16 protein-coding genes are annotated in these 18,803 nt (G+C 71.3%); 10 read left to right on the plus strand and 6 right to left on the minus strand.

Going from position 1 to position 18,803, the window contains the following annotated elements:
- Positions 1 to 6: 6 nt before the first annotated feature.
- Together ABD191_RS05950 and ABD191_RS05955 are read left to right on the plus strand one after the other, a co-directional pair.
- Positions 7 to 972, plus strand: coding sequence for a serine/threonine-protein kinase (locus ABD191_RS05950; RefSeq protein ID WP_344077693.1), 966 nt, complete (start codon positions 7 to 9; stop codon positions 970 to 972).
- Between the two features lie 179 nt (positions 973 to 1,151).
- On the plus strand, positions 1,152 to 1,601 hold the full coding sequence (locus ABD191_RS05955; protein ID WP_344077695.1) for a hypothetical protein: 450 nt from the start codon (positions 1,152 to 1,154) through the stop codon (positions 1,599 to 1,601).
- Positions 1,602 to 1,660: 59 nt separating this feature from the next.
- Here ABD191_RS05955 and ABD191_RS05960 read toward each other — a convergent pair whose 3' ends face one another.
- The 4 genes from ABD191_RS05960 to ABD191_RS05975 all read right to left on the minus strand — a co-directional run bounded on the left by ABD191_RS05960 (position 1,661) and on the right by ABD191_RS05975 (position 5,896).
- Complete coding sequence (locus ABD191_RS05960) at positions 1,661 to 2,317, minus strand: potassium channel family protein (protein WP_425560659.1); 657 nt, start codon at positions 2,315 to 2,317, stop codon at positions 1,661 to 1,663.
- Position 2,318: 1 nt separating this feature from the next.
- Positions 2,319 to 3,653 carry a TrkH family potassium uptake protein gene (locus ABD191_RS05965; RefSeq protein WP_344077863.1) on the minus strand — a complete coding sequence of 445 codons (1,335 nt, stop codon included), beginning with the start codon at positions 3,651 to 3,653 and terminating at the stop codon, positions 2,319 to 2,321.
- 308 nt (positions 3,654 to 3,961) lie between these two features.
- On the minus strand, positions 3,962 to 4,330 hold the full coding sequence (locus tag ABD191_RS05970) for an FKBP-type peptidyl-prolyl cis-trans isomerase (protein WP_344077699.1): 369 nt from the start codon (positions 4,328 to 4,330) through the stop codon (positions 3,962 to 3,964).
- Positions 4,331 to 4,405: 75 nt separating this feature from the next.
- Positions 4,406 to 5,896 carry an MFS transporter gene (locus tag ABD191_RS05975; protein ID WP_344077701.1) on the minus strand — a complete coding sequence of 497 codons (1,491 nt, stop codon included), beginning with the start codon at positions 5,894 to 5,896 and terminating at the stop codon, positions 4,406 to 4,408.
- A gap of 117 nt (positions 5,897 to 6,013) precedes the next feature.
- Here ABD191_RS05975 and ABD191_RS05980 point away from each other — a divergent pair, with 117 nt between their 5' ends.
- The 3 genes from ABD191_RS05980 (at position 6,014) to ABD191_RS05990 (ending at position 9,466) form a co-directional block, all read left to right on the plus strand.
- The gene (locus tag ABD191_RS05980) at positions 6,014 to 6,934 is read left to right on the plus strand and encodes a proteasome assembly chaperone family protein (RefSeq protein WP_344077703.1); all 921 of its coding nucleotides are present in this window, start codon (positions 6,014 to 6,016) and stop codon (positions 6,932 to 6,934) included.
- A gap of 137 nt (positions 6,935 to 7,071) precedes the next feature.
- Positions 7,072 to 7,680 carry a TetR/AcrR family transcriptional regulator gene (locus ABD191_RS05985; protein WP_344077705.1) on the plus strand — a complete coding sequence of 203 codons (609 nt, stop codon included), beginning with the start codon at positions 7,072 to 7,074 and terminating at the stop codon, positions 7,678 to 7,680.
- A 181-nt stretch (positions 7,681 to 7,861) separates the two neighbouring features.
- Complete coding sequence (locus ABD191_RS05990; RefSeq protein ID WP_344077707.1) at positions 7,862 to 9,466, plus strand: glycoside hydrolase family 53 protein; 1,605 nt, start codon at positions 7,862 to 7,864, stop codon at positions 9,464 to 9,466.
- Between the two features lie 53 nt (positions 9,467 to 9,519).
- Here the strand turns inward: ABD191_RS05990 and ABD191_RS05995 are convergent, their stop codons facing one another.
- Positions 9,520 to 11,550, minus strand: coding sequence for a beta-galactosidase (locus tag ABD191_RS05995; protein ID WP_344077709.1), 2,031 nt, complete (start codon positions 11,548 to 11,550; stop codon positions 9,520 to 9,522).
- Between the two features lie 274 nt (positions 11,551 to 11,824).
- On the opposite strand from ABD191_RS05995, the gene ABD191_RS06000 reads away from it, so the two are divergent.
- From ABD191_RS06000 to ABD191_RS06015, 4 genes are read left to right on the plus strand one after another with little or no spacing between them, the layout of a single operon-like run.
- A complete protein-coding gene (locus ABD191_RS06000) occupies positions 11,825 to 13,132 on the plus strand; it encodes an extracellular solute-binding protein (protein ID WP_344077711.1) in 1,308 nt (435 codons plus the stop codon).
- 35 nt (positions 13,133 to 13,167) lie between these two features.
- Entirely contained in the window at positions 13,168 to 14,109 is a 942-nt protein-coding gene (locus ABD191_RS06005; RefSeq protein WP_344077713.1) for a carbohydrate ABC transporter permease, read from the plus strand.
- Positions 14,106 to 15,005 carry a carbohydrate ABC transporter permease gene (locus ABD191_RS06010; RefSeq protein WP_344077715.1) on the plus strand — a complete coding sequence of 300 codons (900 nt, stop codon included), beginning with the start codon at positions 14,106 to 14,108 and terminating at the stop codon, positions 15,003 to 15,005. Before ABD191_RS06005 ends, ABD191_RS06010 begins: the two co-directional genes overlap by 4 nt.
- A gap of 13 nt (positions 15,006 to 15,018) precedes the next feature.
- Positions 15,019 to 16,044: a LacI family DNA-binding transcriptional regulator gene (locus ABD191_RS06015; RefSeq protein WP_344077717.1), complete on the plus strand. Its 1,026-nt coding sequence runs from the start codon at positions 15,019 to 15,021 to the stop codon at positions 16,042 to 16,044.
- A 271-nt stretch (positions 16,045 to 16,315) separates the two neighbouring features.
- On the opposite strand, the gene ABD191_RS06020 is transcribed toward ABD191_RS06015, so the two are convergent.
- The gene (locus ABD191_RS06020; protein WP_344077719.1) at positions 16,316 to 17,605 is read right to left on the minus strand and encodes an ATP-binding protein; all 1,290 of its coding nucleotides are present in this window, start codon (positions 17,603 to 17,605) and stop codon (positions 16,316 to 16,318) included.
- A 204-nt stretch (positions 17,606 to 17,809) separates the two neighbouring features.
- Between ABD191_RS06020 and ABD191_RS06025 the strand changes: the two genes are divergently transcribed.
- On the plus strand, positions 17,810 to 18,787 hold the full coding sequence (locus ABD191_RS06025; RefSeq protein ID WP_344077721.1) for an ATP-binding cassette domain-containing protein: 978 nt from the start codon (positions 17,810 to 17,812) through the stop codon (positions 18,785 to 18,787).
- Positions 18,788 to 18,803: the final 16 nt, after the last annotated feature.

Raw genomic sequence — 18,803 nt, forward strand, 5'->3', positions numbered from 1 at the left:
ACAGCGATGACGCCACTGAGACCGACCGACCCGACCTACGTCGGGCCGTACCGGCTGGTCGCGCGACTGGGCTCCGGCGGCATGGGCCTGGTCTACCTGGGCATCTCCCCGCTGGGCGACCGGGTCGCGGTCAAGGTCATCCGCCCGGAGCTGGTGAACGGGCAGGACGTGCGCGCCCGGTTCGCGACCGAGGTGAACCACATGCGGATGGTGTACGGCACGCGGGTCACCCGGTTCGAGGGCGCCGGCCTCGACGAGGACCGGCCGTGGCTCGCGGTCGAGTACGTGCCGGGCCTCAACCTCATGGAGCACATGGAGCTGCGCGGGCCGATGGGCGTGCGGGACGCCGCCATGCTGGGCGCCTGCCTCGCCGACGGCCTGGCCCGCATCCACGAGGCCGGCCTGGTGCACCGCGACCTCAAGCCGCGCAACATCCTGCTCGGCCCCGACGGACCCAAGATGATCGACTTCGGCCTCGCCATGCTCACGGACGGCGAGAACCACCTCGACGAGTCCGGCCTGCTCGTCGGCACGATCGCCTACATGGCACCCGAGCAGGGCTTCAGCGACGGCGAGGTGTCCACCGCCACGGACATCTACGCGCTCGGCGCGACCCTGGTCTTCGCGTTCAGCTGCCATCACCCGTACCCGACCGAGCGGGGGCTGGCGCTGCTCAACCGCATCACCGACCCGTACGACCCGATCGACCTGTCCGCGGTGCCGGACGAGGTGGTCTTCCTCATCGGGGCGATGCTGTCGTACGAGCCGCAGGACCGCCCGTCGCTGGACGCGGTGGCGCGTCGCCTGCTGTCGGTGGCCACCGCGGACGGGCGCAGCATCGAGCAGGCCCGGGCGGACTTCCTGGCGCACACCTATGTGGAGCCGCGCCGGCCCGCCGAACCCCCGCGCCCCGCGCCGGGCGACGAGCCGTTCGACGACGATCGCACCATCCTGGCCCGGTTCGCCTCCTGAACCGCCGGCCGGCGGCGTCCTTCTCGTCCTGCGCACGGGCGTCATCGTCGCGCGAGACGAAGAATTCTGACCTTTGACGAATCGCGGGCGATTGCCTGCACCGGACGGCGAGCGGAGCTACGCTGCCCTCGGATACGGAATATTTCGGGCATATTTCGCTAATCGGAGAGGAGTTCGGTATGAGCAAGGCAACGATGAGGGTCGCCGCCATGGCGGGCGCCGCGATCTTCGGCGCCGGTCTGCTCAGCGCTCCGGCGGCGGCCGCACCGTCGGACGCCACGCAGGGTCCGGCGCGGGCGGTCGAGGCGGTAGCGCCCCTGGCCCAGCCCTGGTGGAGCGACCACTGGCGGTACGGCCACAACCGGTGGGGCCACGACCGGTGGTGCGACCGCCACTTCGACCGCTGGGACCGTCGTGGCTGGGGCCACGACCGCTGGGACCGCTGGCGCGGCGACAACTGGCGCCGCTGGGGTGGTTGGGACCGCGGAGCCTGGCGGCATTGCTTCGGTGACCGCTGGGGCGACAACGATCACGGCGGCGGCGGGGACCACGGTGGCGGTGGGGACCACGGTGGCGGTGGGCACGGTGGCGGTGGGCACGGCGGCGGTGGGCACGGCGGCGGCCGCTGAGCCTCACTGAGCGAACGGAAGGGCGGGCCCACGCGGCCCGCCCTTCCCGCTGTCCATGCTCACGAACTCGACGCGAAGCGCTCCACCTTGTCGGTCGGTCCGGCCACGATGAGCAGCGCGCCCGGCGCGACGACCGTCTCCGGTCGGGCGTACGTGAAGTCCTCTCCGCGCATCTTCGTGCCGACGACCGTGATGCCGTAGTGGGTACGCAGCGCCGCGTCGGCCAACGACCGGCCGACCGCCGCGGCGGGCGCGCGCACCTTCGCGATCGCGAACCCGTCCTCGAACTCGATGAAGTCGATCATTTTGCTGGTGATCAGGTGTGCCACCCGGCCGCCCATGCTCGACTCGGGGTAGATCACGTGCTGGGCGCCCATGCGCGACAGGATGGCCCCGTGCCGGCCGCTGGTCGCCTTGGCCCAGATGTCGCGGACGTTCAGTTCGGTGAGCGAGAGCACGCAGAGCACGCTCGCCTCCAGGTCCGTGCCGATGCCCACGACCGCGCGGCCGAAGTCCGCCACGCCGAGCTGGCGCAGGGCCTCGGTGTCCGTGGCGTCGGCGGCGACCACGTGGGTGAGCCGGTCCGCGTACGACTGGACGAGCCGCTCGTCGGCGTCGATCCCGAGCACGGGGTGCCCGAGGCGCATGAGGGAATCGGCCACCGCACCGCCGAAGCGGCCCAACCCGATGACGACGACGGCGTCGGATCTCTCCAACTCACCCAACGATCGGCCTCGCTTCCGGATAGCGGTACAGGCTGGGCCGGTCGGTCAGGGCGAGCGCCGAGGCGACCGTGATCGTCCCCACCCGGCCTACGAACATCAGAATGATAAGGACAACCTGGGCGCTGTCGCCCAGGTTGCCGGTGACGCCGAGCGAGAGCCCGACGGTGCCGAACGCCGACACCGCCTCGAACAGTCCGCGTTCCAGGGTGAGCCAGGGCGACGTGGTGAGCAGGGCGAGCGTGCCGAGCGCGCACAGCGCGACGCCGCCGAGCGCCACGCTGACGGCCTGCCGCTGGGTGGATTCCGCCACGCGCCGGTGCCCGATCACGACGTCCCGCTCGCCCTTCACCTCGGCCCTGATCACGTACGCGAGCAGGAAGAAGGTTGTGATCTTGATGCCGCCGCCCGTGCCCGCGCTGCCGGCCCCGATGAACATGAGCGCGATCACCACGGCGATCGTCGCCGGGTGCATGGCGGCGTAGTCGACGCTGTTGAGCCCGCCCGAGCGGGGCATGGTGCCCTGCATGAACGCGGCCAGCGTCTTGTCGGCGACGCCGAGCGGGCCCAGGGTGGCCGGGTTGGCCCACTCGCCGACGAGCACGGTGACGAAGCCGACCACCAGCAGGATCACGGTGCCGAACACGGTCAGCCGCGTGTGGGTCGACCACCGGCCCGGGGAACGCCGGGTCCACCACAGCTCGAACATCACGGGAAAGCCCAGGCTGCCGGCGATGACGCCGAAGGTGATGGGCAGGCAGATCCAGGCGTCCCCGACGAAGCTCATGAGGCTGTCGGACCAGAGCGCGAAGCCGCCGTTGTTGAACGCGGAGACCGCGTGGAACAGCCCGTACCAGAGCGCGCGGCCGAAGCTGAAGTCGTAGCCCAGCCACAGGCGGCCGGTGACGAACACGAGGATCAGGGACTCGCACACGAGCATGACGAGCCCGATGCGGGCCAGGACGCGGCCGGGGTTGTCCAGCGCCAGGGACTGGTTCTCCGCGCGGGCGAGCAGCCGGCCGCGCAGGCCGAGCCGGCGGCCCACGGCGATGGTGAGCAGCGTGGCCATGGCCATCACGCCGAAGCCGCCGATCTGGGTGAGCACCATGATCACGACCTGGCCGAACGGCGACCAGTAGGTGGCCGTGTCCTTCACGGCAAGGCCCGTGACGCACACGGACGAGGCGGACGTGAATACCGCGGTCACGAGCGGGGCCGAGCCCTCGCCGGCCCGCGCGGCGGGCAGGGCCAGCGCCCCAGAGCCAAGGGCGATGACGGCCAGGAAGGCGGGTGGGACGAGGCGCACGGGGTTGCGCACCGTGCGACGCATGATCCTCCGCCCGCCGGGAGTGCCGTTCATGGGTACTCCATCTTGGGGTGCCGGGTCGAGGGTCGGCGGTCACCACGCCGGGGCGGGCGTGACGGGCGACACATCAGTGTGGGGAAGTTCGGGCCAGGGGTCGGTCGTTGTACCCAGCGTCGGTGTGTCCTGTGTCCCCGGGCCTCACCATATTGCCTTCGCGGAATACCGTTCGGCTGGAGCCGCGTCGCGCCACTCGCCGAGAGGCGACCGGCACACCGACCTCGCGTGGGACCGGCCCGCGGTGGTTCACCGCGGGCCGGTTCGCGTGAGTGGGGTCAGTTCACGGCGAGCAGGTCCACGACGAACACGAGCGTCTCGCCGGGCTTGATCACGCCGCCGGCCCCGCGGTTGCCGTAGCCCAGGTGGGCCGGGATGGTGAGCTGGCGGCGCCCGCCGACGCGCATGCCCGCCACGCCCTGGTCCCACCCGGCGATGACCTGCCCCGCGCCGAGGCGGAACGAGAACGGGTCGCCCCGGTTGTAGGAAGCGTCGAACTCACGGCCGGTGGACAGGCCCACGCCGACGTAGTGGACGGTCACCTGGTGACCTGCGGTCGCCTGCTCACCGGTGCCCTCGACCAGATCGTTGATCTGCAGGTCGTCGGGCGCCTCATCGGGCAGCTGTACGGTCGGCTTCTCAGTCATGCTGCCGATCCTAGGCACGGGCCCGCCACCCGCGCGCGGCGAACGCGCCCGGCCACGCGATATCGGAACCTGATATCAGCCTCGGTCGCGTGTCGGCACGGTCTGCGCGACGGCGGCCGCGGCCTGCGCGACACGCGCGAGGTCGGGGCGCGCCACCCGGTGGCGGCGGGCCAGCAGGCACAACACGATGCCGACCGCAGACATGATGGTGAGCAGCAGCGACGCGCGTGCCATGCCCTTGGCGACCGCATCGCCGGCCGCCGCGCCCGCGGCCTGGGCGCTCCCGGCGACACCGCCGTAGACGGCGGCGCACGCCGCGACGGCGACGGCCGAACCGACGTAACGGGCCATGTTGGAGATGCCGGAGGCGGCGCCCACCTGCGCGGTCGGCACCACGGTCGTCGCCATGGCCGACGCCGGCCCGTTCGTGAGGCCCAGGCCCACCGCGATGGCGACCAGCGGCAGGACGAACATCGAGTATCCCCAGTCCTGCTGCGTGGCGGCCAGGATGGCGAAGCCGACCGTACTGACGACGAAGCCCAGGCCGATGGTCTGCCGGGTGCCGATGCGGGCCGCGATGGCGCTGACCAACACCGAGATGACCAGCATGCCGACCATGGCGGGCAGGGTCGCGACTGCGGCCATGAGTGGGCTCATATGCAGCGTCGCCGGGTCCTGCAGGTAGATGCTCAGGACGTACATGAGGCCGTTGATCGCGGCCGCGCCGATGAGGATGACCAACGTCGCGCCCACGAGCTGCCCGTTGCGCAGCATCCCAAGGTCGAGGAGCGGCGCCGCGCTGCGGCGCTCCACGGCGACGAACGCCACGAGGGCGGCGGCCGACAGCGCGAAGCAGGCGAGCGTGCCCAGCGAGAGCCAGCCCCAGCCGCTGCCCTCGGTGAGGCCCAGGATCACGGGTACCAGGACCACCGCGATGAGCACCGTGCCCGCGACATCGACGTGGCGCGGGCGCTTCGGGTCGTTCGACTCGGCGACGCCCCGCAGGGTCACCGGCACGCAGAGGACGGCGATCGCCGCGTCCACCCAGAACAGGCCCTGCCAGCCGACGATGTCGACGAGCGCGCCGCCCAGCAGCGGGCCGAGCGAGGCGCCGACGGCGGACGCGCCGCCCCACAGCGACACGGCCTTCACCTGGGCGTCGCCGCTCGTGGCCACGGAGATCAGGCTCATGCCGCAGGCCAGGATGGTGGCGCCCGACGCTCCCTGCACGGCCCGGCCGGCGATCACCGACCAGCCGGATTCGGACATGGCGATCCAGACGCACGAGACGATGAACAGCAGCAGGCCGTACAGGAAGATCCGGCGGCGGCCGAAGATGTCGCCCATCGTCCCCGAGGTCACGATCACGGCCGCGCCCACCAGTGAGTACGCCGTGACGGCCCACTGCAGCTGGGTCACGGACGAGCCGACGTCGCGGCTGATGGCGGGGAGCAGGATGCTCACGGCCGAGGTGTTGGCGTTGACCACCAACGCGGAGACGCACGTCGCCAGGAGCACGGCGGTGGTGCCGCCGCGTCCCTGCGCTCTCACTAATGTATCGGTCACATCGGGATTATGTCGTTTTGTCGGGTGCCGTGTTCGCCACCAGCACAATGTCGCCTCCCGCCGGGCGGGGTACGGTTCACCTGAGAACCGATCACGCGCAGACGAGGAGTATGAGGGTTGGGCGACCCGCGGGAGCTGTACGAACTGGCCACCGACCTGCCCGACCTGGGGCAGCCGGTGCTGCTGCAGGCGCTGACCGGCTTCGTCGACGCCGGGGCGGCCAGCCGGCTGGTCCGCGAACACCTGCTCGACACGTTGGACGGGCGCGAGATCGCCCGGTTCGACCTCGACCAGGTCTACGACTACCGGTCCCGGCGCCCGGTCATGGACTTCGTCGAGGACCACTGGGCGTCCTATGAGGAGCCGAAGCTCGTCGTCCACCTGCTGCGCGACGCGCAGGAGACGCCGTTCCTGTTGCTCGACGGACCGGAGCCGGACTTCGCGTGGGAGCGGTTCGTGCGGTCGGCCATCGACCTCATCGAGCGGCTCGGCGTGCGGGTCACCGTGGGCCTCAACGCGATCCCCATGGGGGTGCCGCACACCCGGCCGGTCGGCGTCACCGCGCATGCCACCCGGGGCGAGCTCATCACGGGGTACGAGCCGTGGCTGCAGCGGGTCCGCGTGCCGGCCAGCGTCGGCCACCTCCTCGAGTACCGGCTGGGTCAGCGCGGCCGCGACGCCATCGGGTTCGCCGCCCACGTGCCGCACTACCTCGCCCAGAGCGACTACCCGGCCGCCGCCGAGCAGTTGCTCGCCTCCCTCTCCAAGGCGACCGGCCTGCTGCTGCCGACGGAGGCGCTGCGCGAGTTGGCCGAGGAGGTCCGCGCCTCCGTCGACACCCAGGTGGCCGAGTCCGACGAGGCGACCGGCCTGGTGCGCGCGCTGGAGCAGCAGTACGACTCGTTCATGATCGGCCGTGACAACGGCGGCAACCTGCTCGCCGCGGCGGGGCCGCTGCCGACCGCGGAGGAGCTCGGGGCGGAGCTGGAGCGGTTCCTGGCCGAGCACACCAACCCGGGCGACCAGCCGCCGGCCTGACGTGTTCCGGCGCGGCCCGCCGCGCCGTGCCTGCTCACCCGCCCGGCGTGCCCGCCTACCGATGGGTCGGTAAGTTCGCGACCGTGTGCCCGCCGCGATTGCCGCTAGGCTGGCGGCTCCGCTGGAGGGAGGCACACATGGGCGACGTCGACAACCGCCGTGGCGGGCGGGCGCACAACCGGCGCGACCAGATCCTGCGGGTCGCGCTGGAGACGTTCGCCGAGCGGGGCTACCGGGGCACCTCCCTGGCCCTCGTCGCGGAGCGGATCGGCCTGACCCAGCAGGGCGTGCTGCACTACTTCCCGACCAAGCAGGCCCTGCTCGTCGAGGTCCTCAAGCTGCGCGACGCGGAGGACTACCAGCGCTTCGACGGGGGCAGCGACGAGCCGCACCTCGACGGCATCCGGCAGCTCATGGAGTTCAACGCCACCCGGCCGGGGGTCGTGCAGTCGTTCACGGTGCTGTCGGCCGAGAGCGTCACGGAGGCCCACCCGGCCCGGGACTTCTTCGTGCAGCGCTACCGCACCGCGCGCGGGCACCATGTGGACGGCCTGCGCGAGGAGCTGGGGGAGCGCATCGCGGGCCGGCTCAGCCCCGAGCAGGCCGCGGCGCTGCTCGTCGCCGTCATGGACGGGTTGCAGCTGCAGTGGCTGCTCGACCCCGAGCAGGTCGACCTGACCGGGCTGGTGGACTCGTTCGTCACGATGCTGCGGGACAGCAACGTGCCGGCCGCCGCCGACGCCTGACCGAACGGTGCGGGGTTGACAGCAGACTCTCTGTTATGGTCTCTTGACGCAACACAGTGGCCAACGTCGATGCCATGCGGCGCGGCGTCCCGGCCGACCACCACTGTGGACGGTGGCCCAGCGCACCGGGTGTGCCATGGCTGTGAGCGCTCCCTGAACCGCCCGACCACCGGAGGGCTCCATGTCCCACACCTCACCACCACCCGTTTCCCGCAGGCGCGCGCTCCCGCGCCGGCTCATCGTGCTCGGCGCGACGCTGGCCACCGCCGCGGCCGTCCTCGTCGCGGCGCCGTTCGCCACGGCGGCCAGCACCCTGACCAATCCCGGCTTCGACAGCAACGGCGCCACCCAGACGCCGAGCGGCTGGTCGGAGTCCGGCACCACCTCCGCCAGCAAGTCCGAGGCCGGCGGCCGCAGCGGCGGCTACCAGCTCGCGCACTGGGCCTCCAGCGCGTACACCGTGGAGACCTTCCAGACGCTGACCGGGCTCGCCTCGGGCACGTACACGATGACCGCCTGGACACGCTCCAGCGGCGGGCAGAACGCCTCCTACATCTCGCTGCGCAACTGCGGCGGCGCGGAGGCGTTCGCGTACATCCCGACGTCGTCGAGCGCCTGGACGCAGATCTCCACGAGCGTGACCGTGACATCCGGCAACTGCACGGTGGTGATCCGTTCGCGCGCCAACGCCAACAACTGGATCAACGTGGACGAGGTGACGTTCGCGCGCACCGGCTCCACCGGTGGCAGCGGCGGCGGGATCTCCATTCGCGGCGTCGACCTGTCCGGCCTGAAGAAGAACGAGGACAAGGGCGCCGTGTACTACGACGCGAACGGCGCCCGCGGTGACGCCATCGCGATCCTGCGCTCCGGCGGCGCCAACTACGCCCGCCTCAAGGTCTGGGTGAACCCGGTCGACGGGTACAACAACAAGGCCCGCGTGCTGACGATGGCGAGCCGGATCAAGGCGGCGGGCATGAAGTTGCTCATCGACTTCCACTACTCCGACTCGTGGGCCGACCCGGGCAAGCAGGTCAAGCCGGCGGCGTGGGCGAACTACTCGTTCTCCCAGCTGCGTGACGCGGTCTACAACCACACCTACGACGTGCTCAGCGCCCTGCGCAACCAGGGCACCACGGCGGACATGGTGCAGGTGGGCAACGAGCTCAACTCCGGCATGCTGCACCCGGACGGCAGCTACCAGAACTTCAACAACCTCGGCCAGCTGCTCACGTCGGGCATCAACGCGGTCAGGGCGGTGGACTCCGGTACGCGGGTGATGCTGCACCTCGCCGAGGGCGGCAACAACTCGCTGTTCCGCTGGTGGTTCGACGGGGTCATCGGCGCCGGCGTGCAGTTCGACGTCATCGGCGCGTCGTACTACCCGTACTGGCACGGGTCGCTGTCGAGCCTGCAGGCCAACCTCAACGACATGGCGACCCGGTACAACAAGGATGTCGTGGTCGTCGAGACGGCCTACGGGTTCACCACCGCCCAGAAGGACTCGCACACGAACATCTTCAACTCCTCGCTGGCCTCGGCGGGCGGCTTCCCGGCCACCCCGCAGGGGCAGGTCGACGAGATCAGGGCGGTGTTCAACGTGGTCCGCAACGTGCCCAACGGGCGCGGCCTCGGCGTCTTCTACTGGGAGCCGGCGTGGACGGCGGTGGCCGGCAACGGCTGGGACCCGACCAACCCCAACTCCGGCAACGCGTGGGAGAACCAGGCGCTGTTCGACTACAACTGTCGGGCCCTGCCCGCGGTGGCCGTGCTCGGCACGGCCTGATCCGGACCGCGGCGGGGCCGGCGCGTCACGCGCCGGCCCCGCCATCGGGTCCGCTAGCGGGACGAGGCGACCACCCGCACCCCGCCGGCCGGTACGGTGACGCTGCCCGGGCAGGGTTCGCCCGTGAGCAGCTCCATGCCGGTGACGGCGACCGTCGCGGCGTCCGCGCGGTGGTTGATGATCACCGTGTACGACGCGTCCGGCCCGGTCCGGCGCACCACCTCCACGTCGTCCGGAATGCCGGCAGGGGGCATGAGGCCCACCCCGGCGTACGCGTTGCGCAGCACTCCGCGTAGGTCCTCGCCGTGGGCGCGGGTCGACACGTACCAGGCGTGGCCGGCGCCGAAGCGGTGGTGGGTGATCGCCGGGCCGCCGGCCGCCGGGCCGTCGACATACGTGGCCACGGCCGTGGCGCCCGCGAGCCGGACGTCCTCGGCCCACACGTCGCCGACCGTACCGTCGGACAGGCGCACCCGCTCACCCTCGCGCAGCGGCAGGAACTCCTCGACCTCCAGCCCGAGCAGGTCGCGCAGCGCGCCCGGGTACGCGCCCGGGTAGACGGCGTCGTCGGCGTCCACGATGCCCGAGAAGTACGACACGACGACACTGCCGCCACCGTCCACGTACGCGCGCAGGTTCGCGGCGGCAGCCGGCGTCGTCAGGTACAGACTCGGAACCACGACCAGTGGGTACGCGCCCAGGTCACCCTCGGGGTGCACGAAGTCGACGGTGAGGTGGTCGCGCCACAGCTGCCCGTAGTAGGCCTCGATCCGCTCCCGGTACGTCAGGTCGACCGACGGCCGCCATTCCAGCTCGAGCGCCCACCAGGCCGCCCAGTCCCACACGATCGCGACGTCGGCGCTGACCCGGGTGCCGCGCAGCGGGCGCAGGGCGCTCAGGTCGAGCCCCAGGTCGACGACCTCGCGCCAGATGCGGGTGCCGGTGCCGCCGTGCGGCAGCATCGCCGAGTGGAACTTCTCGGCGCCGCGCCGGCCCGCCCGCCACTGGAAGAACAGCACCGCGTCGGCGCCCCGCGCCACGTGCGCGAGGCTGTTGCGCCGCATCTCCCCGGGCCGCTTGGCGATGTTGCGCGCCTGCCAGTTGACCGCGCTCGTGGAGTGCTCCATGAGTAGCCAGGGCCGCCCGGCCGCGACCGAGCGGGTGAGGTCGGCGCACATCGCCAGCTCGACGTGGTTGTCGGCCCGTTCCGCCTGCAGGTAGTGATCGTTGGAGACCACGTCGACCTCGGTCGCCCAGCGCCAGTAGTCCAGGGCCTTGCAGTTGGCGAGCTGGAAGTTCGTGGTCACCGGGATGCCGGGGGCGAGCCGGTGCAGGATGTCGCGCTCGCGACGGTAGTTGTCCAGCAGCGCGTCCGAGGTGAAGCGCGCGAAGTCCAGCCGCTGCGCCGGGTTGACGACCGTGGCCGCCGTGCGGGGCGCGTCGATCTCGCTCCAGTCGCCGTAGCGCTGGCTCCAGAACGTGGTGCCCCACGCCTCGTTGAGCGCGTCCAGGTCCCGGTAACGCGCGCGCAGCCAGTCGCGGAAAGCGGCGGCCGACACCGCGCAGTAGCACTCGCCGACCGGCGCGCCGTACTCGTTGTTGACGTGCCAGAGCACGACGGCGGGGTGTGTCGCGTACCGGCGGGCGAGCTGCGTGGTGACGCGCTCGGCGGCGGCGGCGTACTCCGGTGAGCTGGGGCAGAACGACTGGCGCCCGCCGCTGCCCAGCACCTGCCCGTCGCGGGTCACCGGGCGCACGTGCGGGTGGCGGTGCAGGAACCACGAGGGCGGCGCGGCGGTGGGGGTGCCGAGGTCGACCGCGATCTCCGCGGCGTGCAGCAGGTCCAGCAGGCGGTCGAGCCAGTCGAAGGTGTAGCGGCCCTCCTCGGGCTCCACCATGGCCCAGGCGAAGATGCCCACGCTGACGAGGTTGACCCCGGCCTCGCGCATGAGCGCGACGTCCTCGGCCCAGACCTCCTCCGGCCACTGCTCCGGGTTGTAGTCGCCGCCGTACGCGATTCCCGCCGGGCGCCGCGGCCACTGGGCCGGCGCGGCACCGGGCACCGCGTCGAGCGTCGTGTCCAATGTGGCCGGACTGTGGCCGAAGCGCAATGAAGTGGTCGCGCGACCGCGATCCGGGGCCGCTGAGCTGGCCGATGCGGCCGCGAGTGGGTGCATGTGCAGTCTCCAGGCTGTGAGCGCTCCCAACATACTCCGTACAGGTCAAGCGCTTGTCTAGAAGGAAATTATTGGAGACATGCGCCTATTGACACATACACAAATCACCCCAAGACTGTGAGCGCTCACAGCCATGTAACACCACCGCAATTTGACCATGCGTACAAGCCGGAGGGCGTTTATGCGACTCGCACGACGGAGCACCACCGCGGTGCTCCTGCTCTGCGTCAGCCTGTTCGCGGCCGCGTGCAACAGCGGCGGCGACAACGGTGGCGGCACCGCTACGGACGAGAAGGTGGAACTGACCTTCTGGTCCTGGGTGCCGAACATCGACAAGGTGGTGGACAAGTGGAACGCCACCCACCCGAACATCCACGTCACCGCGAGCAAGCAGGCGCAGGGTGACGAGCTGGTCACCAAGCTGCTCACCGCGGCCAAGGCCGGCAGCCCGCCGGACCTGGCCCAGGTGGAGTACCAGGCCCTACCGACGCTCGTGAGCAACGACGTGCTCGCCGACATCAAGGACAAGGTCGGCAACGCCAAGAGCGACTTCGCCGACGGGGTGTGGCAGACCGTCACCCTCGGCACCGACGGCGTCTACGCCATCCCGCAGGACGTCGGCCCGATGATGCTCTACTACCGCGAGGACCTCTTCAAGAAGTACGGCCTGACCGTACCGAAGACGTGGGACGAGTTCGCCGCCACGGCGCGCGCGGCGAAGAAGAAGGCCCCCAAGTCCTTCCTCACCACGTTCTCCTCGGGTGACCCCGGTTGGTTCGTCGGCCTCGCCCAGCAGGCCGGTGCCTCCTGGTGGGGGATCAACGGTGACACCTGGAGTGTCTCGATCAACGACCCGGCCACCAAGAAGGTCACCGACTTCTGGAGCGGCCTGGTCGCCGAGGGCGTCGTCGACAGCAAGCCGATGTACACCCCGGAGTGGAACAAGGCGCTCAACGACGGCACCCTGCTCGCGTGGCCCAGCGCCATCTGGGGCCCCGGCGTGCTGGCCGGCAACGCGGCCGACACCAAGGGCAAGTGGGCCATGGCGGCGCTGCCGCAGTGGGCCGCCGGTGAGAACAAGACCGGTAGCTGGGGTGGCTCCACCACCGCGGTGACCGCGGGCTCGAAGAACCAGGCGGCGGCGGCGCAGTTCGCCGTGTGGCTCAACACCGACCCCGACGCGGTCGCGACCCTCGTCCGCGAGGGTGGCATCTACCCGGCCTCGAAGGCGGCGCAGTCCGGTCCGGCGCTGTCCACCGCGCCCGACTTCTTCCCCAACCAGCCTGACTTCTACGTCACGGCCAAGGGGATCGCGGACACGGCGGCCGGCTTCACCTTCGGTCCCAACGTCAACGTCGCCTACAGCGCCTACAAGGACGCGTTCGCCAAGGCCATCTCAGACAAGACCCCGTTCGGTGGCGCCCTGGACACGATGCAGACGACGACGCTGGAGGACCTCAAGAAGGCCGGCTTCAAGGTCAACGGCTAGTCACCACCATCCGAGTCGGCACAGGAGCCCACACCATGACCGTGGACGCCACACCTGCCGGCCGGTCGCGGAAGCGTACGGCACCCACCGCGGTGCCGTACGTCTTCCTCGCCCCGGCGGTGGTCCTCTTCACGCTCGTCCTGCTCGTCCCGATCGGGTACACGGCGTACCTGAGCTTCCGCAAGGTCCAGGTCTCGGGCCTGGGCCTGGGCAAGGGATCCCGCAAGGAGGTCTTCGCCGGGTTCGACAACTACCGGGCGGCCTTCAGCGATCCGGAGCTGTGGTCCGGCGCCCTGCGGGTGCTCGGCTACGGCGCGATCCTGCTCCCCGCGATGCTGCTGTCGGCGCTGCTGTTCGCGCTGCTGCTGGACGCGCCGGGTACGCGCTTCGCCCGCTTCGGGCGCATCGCCATCTTCCTGCCGTACGCCGTGCCGGGCGTGGTGGCCTCGCTGCTGTGGGGCTTCCTCTACCTGCCGGCGGTCAGCCCGCTGCACTATGTGCTGAACAAGCTCGGCGTCGACGGTCCCGACCTGCTCGGGTCCGGCTCGGTCGTCGGGTCGTTGGCGAACATCGGCGTGTGGGGCGGCGTCGGATTCAACATGATCGTCATCTACACGTCGCTGCGGGCCATCCCGCGCGAGCTGTTCGAGTCGGCCCGCATCGACGGGTGCTCGGAGTGGCAGATCGCCTGGCGGATCAAGATCCCGATGGTGACGCCCGCGCTCATCATGACCACCGTCTTCTCGCTTATCGCGACGCTGCAGGTCTTCACCGAGCCCACGACGCTCGCGCCGATGACCAACACGCTGTCCTCGACCTGGACCCCCCTGATGAAGATCTACCGGGACGCGTTCGTGCGCAACGACCTCTACTCGGCCGCCGCCACGTCGATCGTGATCGCGGGCCTCACGCTGATCCTCTCCTTCGGGTTCCTTCGCGTGGTGCAGAACCGTGCCTTCGGATCGGAGGAGCAATGAGTACGGCCCTGGCGACCGGCAGGCCGGCCACCACCCCCAAGCCGGCGGTGCCGCGGGCCGCCCGCCAGCGCAGCACCAGCGTCATGGGCACCGCGGTGCTCCTGCTCGGCGCCGTCTACTGCCTCACCCCGGTCGCCTGGGTGATCATCGCGGCGACGAAGAGCCGCAACGACCTGTTCGACACGCTCACCTTCCTGCCCGGCACCGCCCTGTTCGAGAACATCCACGAGCTGACCATCTACCGCGGCGGCATGTTCTGGGAATGGACGGGCAACACCGCCCTCTACGCGGGCGTCGGTGCCTTCCTGTCGGCCATCCTGTCCGGGCTGACCGGCTACACCCTCGCGAAGTACCGGTTCGCGGGGCGCGATCTCATCTTCAACATCCTGCTGGCGGGCGTGCTCGTGCCGGCGGTCACCCTGGCCATCCCGCAGTACCTGCTCATGGCGAAGGTGGGGTTGACCGACTCGTACTGGTCGGTGCTGCTGCCGAGCATCGTCAGCCCGTACGGCATGTACCTGGCCCGCATCTACGCGGCCGCCGCCATCCCGGACTCGCTGATCGAGGCGGCCCGCACGGACGGTGCCAGCGACCTGCGGATCTTCACCATGATCGCCCTGCCGATCATGCGTCCGGGCCTCGTCACGGTGTTCCTGTTCCAGTTCGTAGCGATCTGGAACAACTTCCTGCTGGCGTTCGTCATGCTGAGCGACGACCACAAGTTCCCGCTCACTGTGGGGCTTTACACCCTGCTCAAGCAGGGCAATACCACGCCGGCACTGTATACCCTGGTGATCACCGGATCGCTGCTGTCCATCCTGCCGCTCGCGGCTCTGTTCCTCACCTTGCAGCGATACTGGCGCATCGACCTGCTCTCCGGAGCGACCAGGGGATAGAACGGACGTGACCGTGGCGCGACAGCCCAGCGGCCCGACCCGCCGGCCACGGCCGACCATGGATGATGTGGCGGCCGTGGCCGGCGTGTCCCGAGGAACGGTCTCCCGGGTGCTCAACGGGGGGCACAACGTGAGCCGGCCCGCCGCTGAGGCTGTCCGCAAGGCGATCCGGCAGACGGGGTACGTGGTCAACCAGCATGCCCGCAGCCTGGTCACCCAGCGGTCGCAGTCGGTGGCGTTCGTGCTCACGGAGCCGCAGGAGCGCCTCTTCGAGGACCCCAACTTCAGCCTGCTCATGCACGGCTGCACGCAGGCTCTCGCGGAGCACGACATCACCCTGGTCATGACGATCGCCGGCATGCCGGACGAGCGGGCGCGGGTCGCGCGTTACCTCACGTCCGGGCACGTCGACGGGGCGCTGCTCGTCTCCACACACCGCGGCAACCCGCTCCTGGACGCCCTCGCCGCGCAGGACCTGCCCGTGGTCGCCTGCGGCAAACCCATCGGGTACGAGCGACGGGTGGCGTACGTCGGCGTCGACGAGCGCGACGGGGCCCGCCAGATGGTGGAGTACCTGACCGGCCTGGGACGGCGGCGGATCGGCATGATCACCGGCCCGCTGGACACGGCCGGCGGCATCGAGCGTCTCGCCGGATACCGGGAGGTGCTCGGCGCGGCGGGCGATGAGTCGCTCGTCGTGACCGGCGACTACACCCGCGCCAGCGGCGAGGCGGCCATGGAGCGGCTGCTGGCGCAGGCACCCGACCTCGACGCGGTCTTCGTCGCCTCGGACCTCACGGCCGCCGGCGCGCTCACGGTGCTGCGCCGCGCCGGCCGGTCCGTGCCGGGCGACGTCGCGGTCGGCGGGTTCGACGACTCCAGCATCGCGCTCACGTCACAGCCGGCCCTGACCACGATCCGCCAGCCGTGGGCCCGCATCAGCAGCGAGATGGTCCGGCTGCTGCTCGGCCTCATGGCCGGCGACGCCCCCTCGGCCGTCACCCTGCCCACCGAGCTGGTGGTGCGCGAGTCCGCCTGAGTCCGCCGGCGCGCACGGCGCCGCGCGGCCCAGCGCGGCGCGCGTCGCCAGCGCCTGCACGGCCGGCGTCCACCAGCGGGGACGGTCCGTGAACGACCGCCAGGACCGGCGCAGCAGCGCCTGGGTGAGCGCCCCGTCGAGCAGCATGACCGGGTTCGGGAACCGTCGTCTCATCACCGTGCCCAACGAGGCGGCGGCCCGACTCGCGGGCGTTGTCACCCGCCGGCGGCGCGTCCCGGCCGGCCCCCCGACCGGCCGGGACGCGTGGGACTCAGCCCGACGGGTGGGCCAGTGTGGCGAACGTGCGCCCGGGCACCCCCGCCGCCCGGGCTCCCGTGCCGCCACCCACGCGCGTCGGCAGGGCGCCGGCCGCCGCGCCCCCGGACGACGAACCGCCCGACAGCGAACCGCCTGAGAGGGAACCGCCCGGCACGGTGCCGAGCACCACCCGCCTGGGGCGGGTCACCGATGCGGCCGGCGCGAGCAGCGCGGCCGGCAGCACCACGACCGCGATCGTGCCGCCGTGCGGGCTTTCGCGCAGCCGTACCTCGATGCCCTGCCGCTGGGCGAGGCGGGCCGCGACGGCCACCCCCAGCCGACCCCCCGCGGACACCGCGGCCGCGCTGCCCGCCACGAGGTCGTCGTTGGTGAGCACGCGTGTCGCCCCGGCCATGCCGATCCCGCTGTCCTCGATCTCGATCGTGTACCCGTCGAGGGCGGCGCCGGTCACCCGTACGGCCGTCGTCGCGGGGGAGAACCGCAACGCGTTCTCCATGAGCTCGGCCAGCAGGTGGGTCACGTCCGGCACCGCGTCGCCGTGCAGCCACGCCGACTCGATGGGCAGCAGGCGCACGCGCGGATAGTCGGCGACCTCGCACAGGGCCGCGCGGACGACGTCGAGCACGGGCACGGTCGCCGGGATGTCCCGCTCGGGCGTGTCGCCGCACAGGATCAGCAGGTCCTCGATCTGCCGGCGCAGGCGGGTCGCCAGGTGGTCGATCTCGAACAGCCGCGCGAGGTCGTCGGCGTCGAGGCAGTCGCGCTCGGTCGCGTCGAGCAGGCGCAGCTGGTCCGCGACGAGGGACTGTCCCCGGCGGGCCAGGCCGACCGCGAGGCGCCGCACGTCGCGCACGAGAGCGGCCTGGGCGAGGGCGGCGCCGGCCGCGGCCGCGTACGCCTGGGCGAACGCGCGCAGCGTGTCGTCGTCGTCGGCCGCGAGGCGGCCCGCGCCGCCGGTGTGGTCGACGGCCTCGCCGCGCGCGACGCGGATCAACAGGTCGCCGAGGCCGTCGGCGACATCGCGGGTCAGGTCGGCGCGCCGCTCGCGCACGGCGGCCACCTCCCTGCCGACGGCCGGTACGAGGTACCCGGCGACCGCGACGGCGATCAGGATGGCGACGTCCCCCACGCCGAGCAGGGCGCCGAGGGGGGACACGTCGGGCGCGCTGATCGCGCCGGCGAGATGCCGGACGGCGGCGATGGCCGCGACCGTGGCGAGCAGGACCAGGCAGGCCAGCAGGGCTGCCACGAGGAAGCGCAGGCGATTGCGTGTAGACCGCATGAGTCTGTCTAACACCGCCTGATCGGGCCCCATCGCACCCGCTGTGCGACGAAATGCCTGGCGGCACAACATTGGCGTCAGCGCAATCAGCGATCGCCTCAGTTATATATAGAACTATTGACCATTGTCTGGCCCAGGTGACGGCCCTAGTCTGACCCCGCGAGTGGTCAGTTGGTTACGAGGCGCTTCACTGGGAGTTACTGCATGATCGAGACAGTCGGGCTGCGCAAGTCGTACCGGGACCGCAAACGCCGCGAGACGACGACGGTCGACGCCGTGCGCGGCGTGGACCTCTCCGTCGCCGAGGGCGAGATCTTCGGCTTCCTCGGGCCGAACGGTGCCGGCAAGACGACCACGCTGCGCATGCTCGCGACCCTGCTCGCCCCCGACGGCGGCACGGCCACCATCGCCGGCGCGGACCTGCTGCGCGACCCGGGCGAGGTGCGCCGCCGCATCGGCTACGTGGCGCAGGGCGGCGGTACGTGGGACGAGGCCACGGCCGAGGAGGAACTCATCCTGCAGGCCCGCTTCTACGGGGCGTCGAAGGTCGAGGCCGGCAAGGCGGCGGCCGCCGCGATCGAGTCGTTCGACCTGGGCGACTTCGCGCAGCGGCCCTGCAAGACGTACTCGGGCGGGCAGCGCCGCCGCCTCGACGTGGCCCTGGGCATCATCCACGCGCCCAAGCTGGTCTTCCTCGACGAGCCCACGACCGGCCTCGACCCGCAGAGCCGCGCGAACATGTGGGACGAGATCCGCCGGCTGCGCGCCGAAGGTCTCACGGTCTTCCTCACGACCCACTACCTCGACGAGGCGGACGCGCTCTGTGACCGGGTCGCCATCATCGACCAGGGCCAGATCGTGGCCGAGGGCACCCCGGCCGCGCTCAAGCGCGAGATCTCCGGCGACGCCGTGATCGTCGGCCTGGCCGGCAGCGACGAGGCCACGGGCACCGGCATCGCGGAGAAGGCCGCGAGCCTGCTCGCCAGCCAGCCGTACGTGCTGTCCTCCGACATACGCGACGACGGCGCGCTGCGCCTCTACGTCGACTCCGGCGAGACCGCCATCCCCGCCCTCATGCGGGAACTGGCCGGCGCCGGCATGGAGCTCTCGACCATCGAGCTGCACCGCCCGACCCTCGACGACGTGTTCCTCGCCAAGACCGGCAAGTCGCTGCGCGACTGAGAAAGGCCCCACAGAC

It is taken from the genome of Luedemannella helvata (genome assembly GCF_039528415.1).
GTDB classification, from domain to species: Bacteria; Actinomycetota; Actinomycetes; order Mycobacteriales; family Micromonosporaceae; genus Luedemannella; species Luedemannella helvata.

Bases quoted from the DNA above. Each gene is read 5' to 3' on its own strand.
- ABD191_RS06005 (WP_344077713.1), top strand. From the start codon at position 13,168: ATGACCGTGGACGCCACACCTGCCGGCCGGTCGCGGAAGCGTACGGCA.
- ABD191_RS05990 (WP_344077707.1), top strand. From the start codon at position 7,862: ATGTCCCACACCTCACCACCACCCGTTTCCCGCAGGCGCGCGCTCCCG.
- ABD191_RS05985 (WP_344077705.1), top strand. From the start codon at position 7,072: ATGGGCGACGTCGACAACCGCCGTGGCGGGCGGGCGCACAACCGGCGC.
- ABD191_RS05970 (WP_344077699.1), bottom strand. From the start codon at position 4,330: ATGACTGAGAAGCCGACCGTACAGCTGCCCGATGAGGCGCCCGACGAC.
- ABD191_RS05955 (WP_344077695.1), top strand. From the start codon at position 1,152: ATGAGCAAGGCAACGATGAGGGTCGCCGCCATGGCGGGCGCCGCGATC.
- ABD191_RS05965 (WP_344077863.1), bottom strand. From the start codon at position 3,653: ATGCGTCGCACGGTGCGCAACCCCGTGCGCCTCGTCCCACCCGCCTTC.
- ABD191_RS06000 (WP_344077711.1), top strand. From the start codon at position 11,825: ATGCGACTCGCACGACGGAGCACCACCGCGGTGCTCCTGCTCTGCGTC.
- ABD191_RS06010 (WP_344077715.1), top strand. From the start codon at position 14,106: ATGAGTACGGCCCTGGCGACCGGCAGGCCGGCCACCACCCCCAAGCCG.
- ABD191_RS06025 (WP_344077721.1), top strand. From the start codon at position 17,810: ATGATCGAGACAGTCGGGCTGCGCAAGTCGTACCGGGACCGCAAACGC.
- ABD191_RS05950 (WP_344077693.1), top strand. From the start codon at position 7: ATGACGCCACTGAGACCGACCGACCCGACCTACGTCGGGCCGTACCGG.
- ABD191_RS06020 (WP_344077719.1), bottom strand. From the start codon at position 17,605: ATGCGGTCTACACGCAATCGCCTGCGCTTCCTCGTGGCAGCCCTGCTG.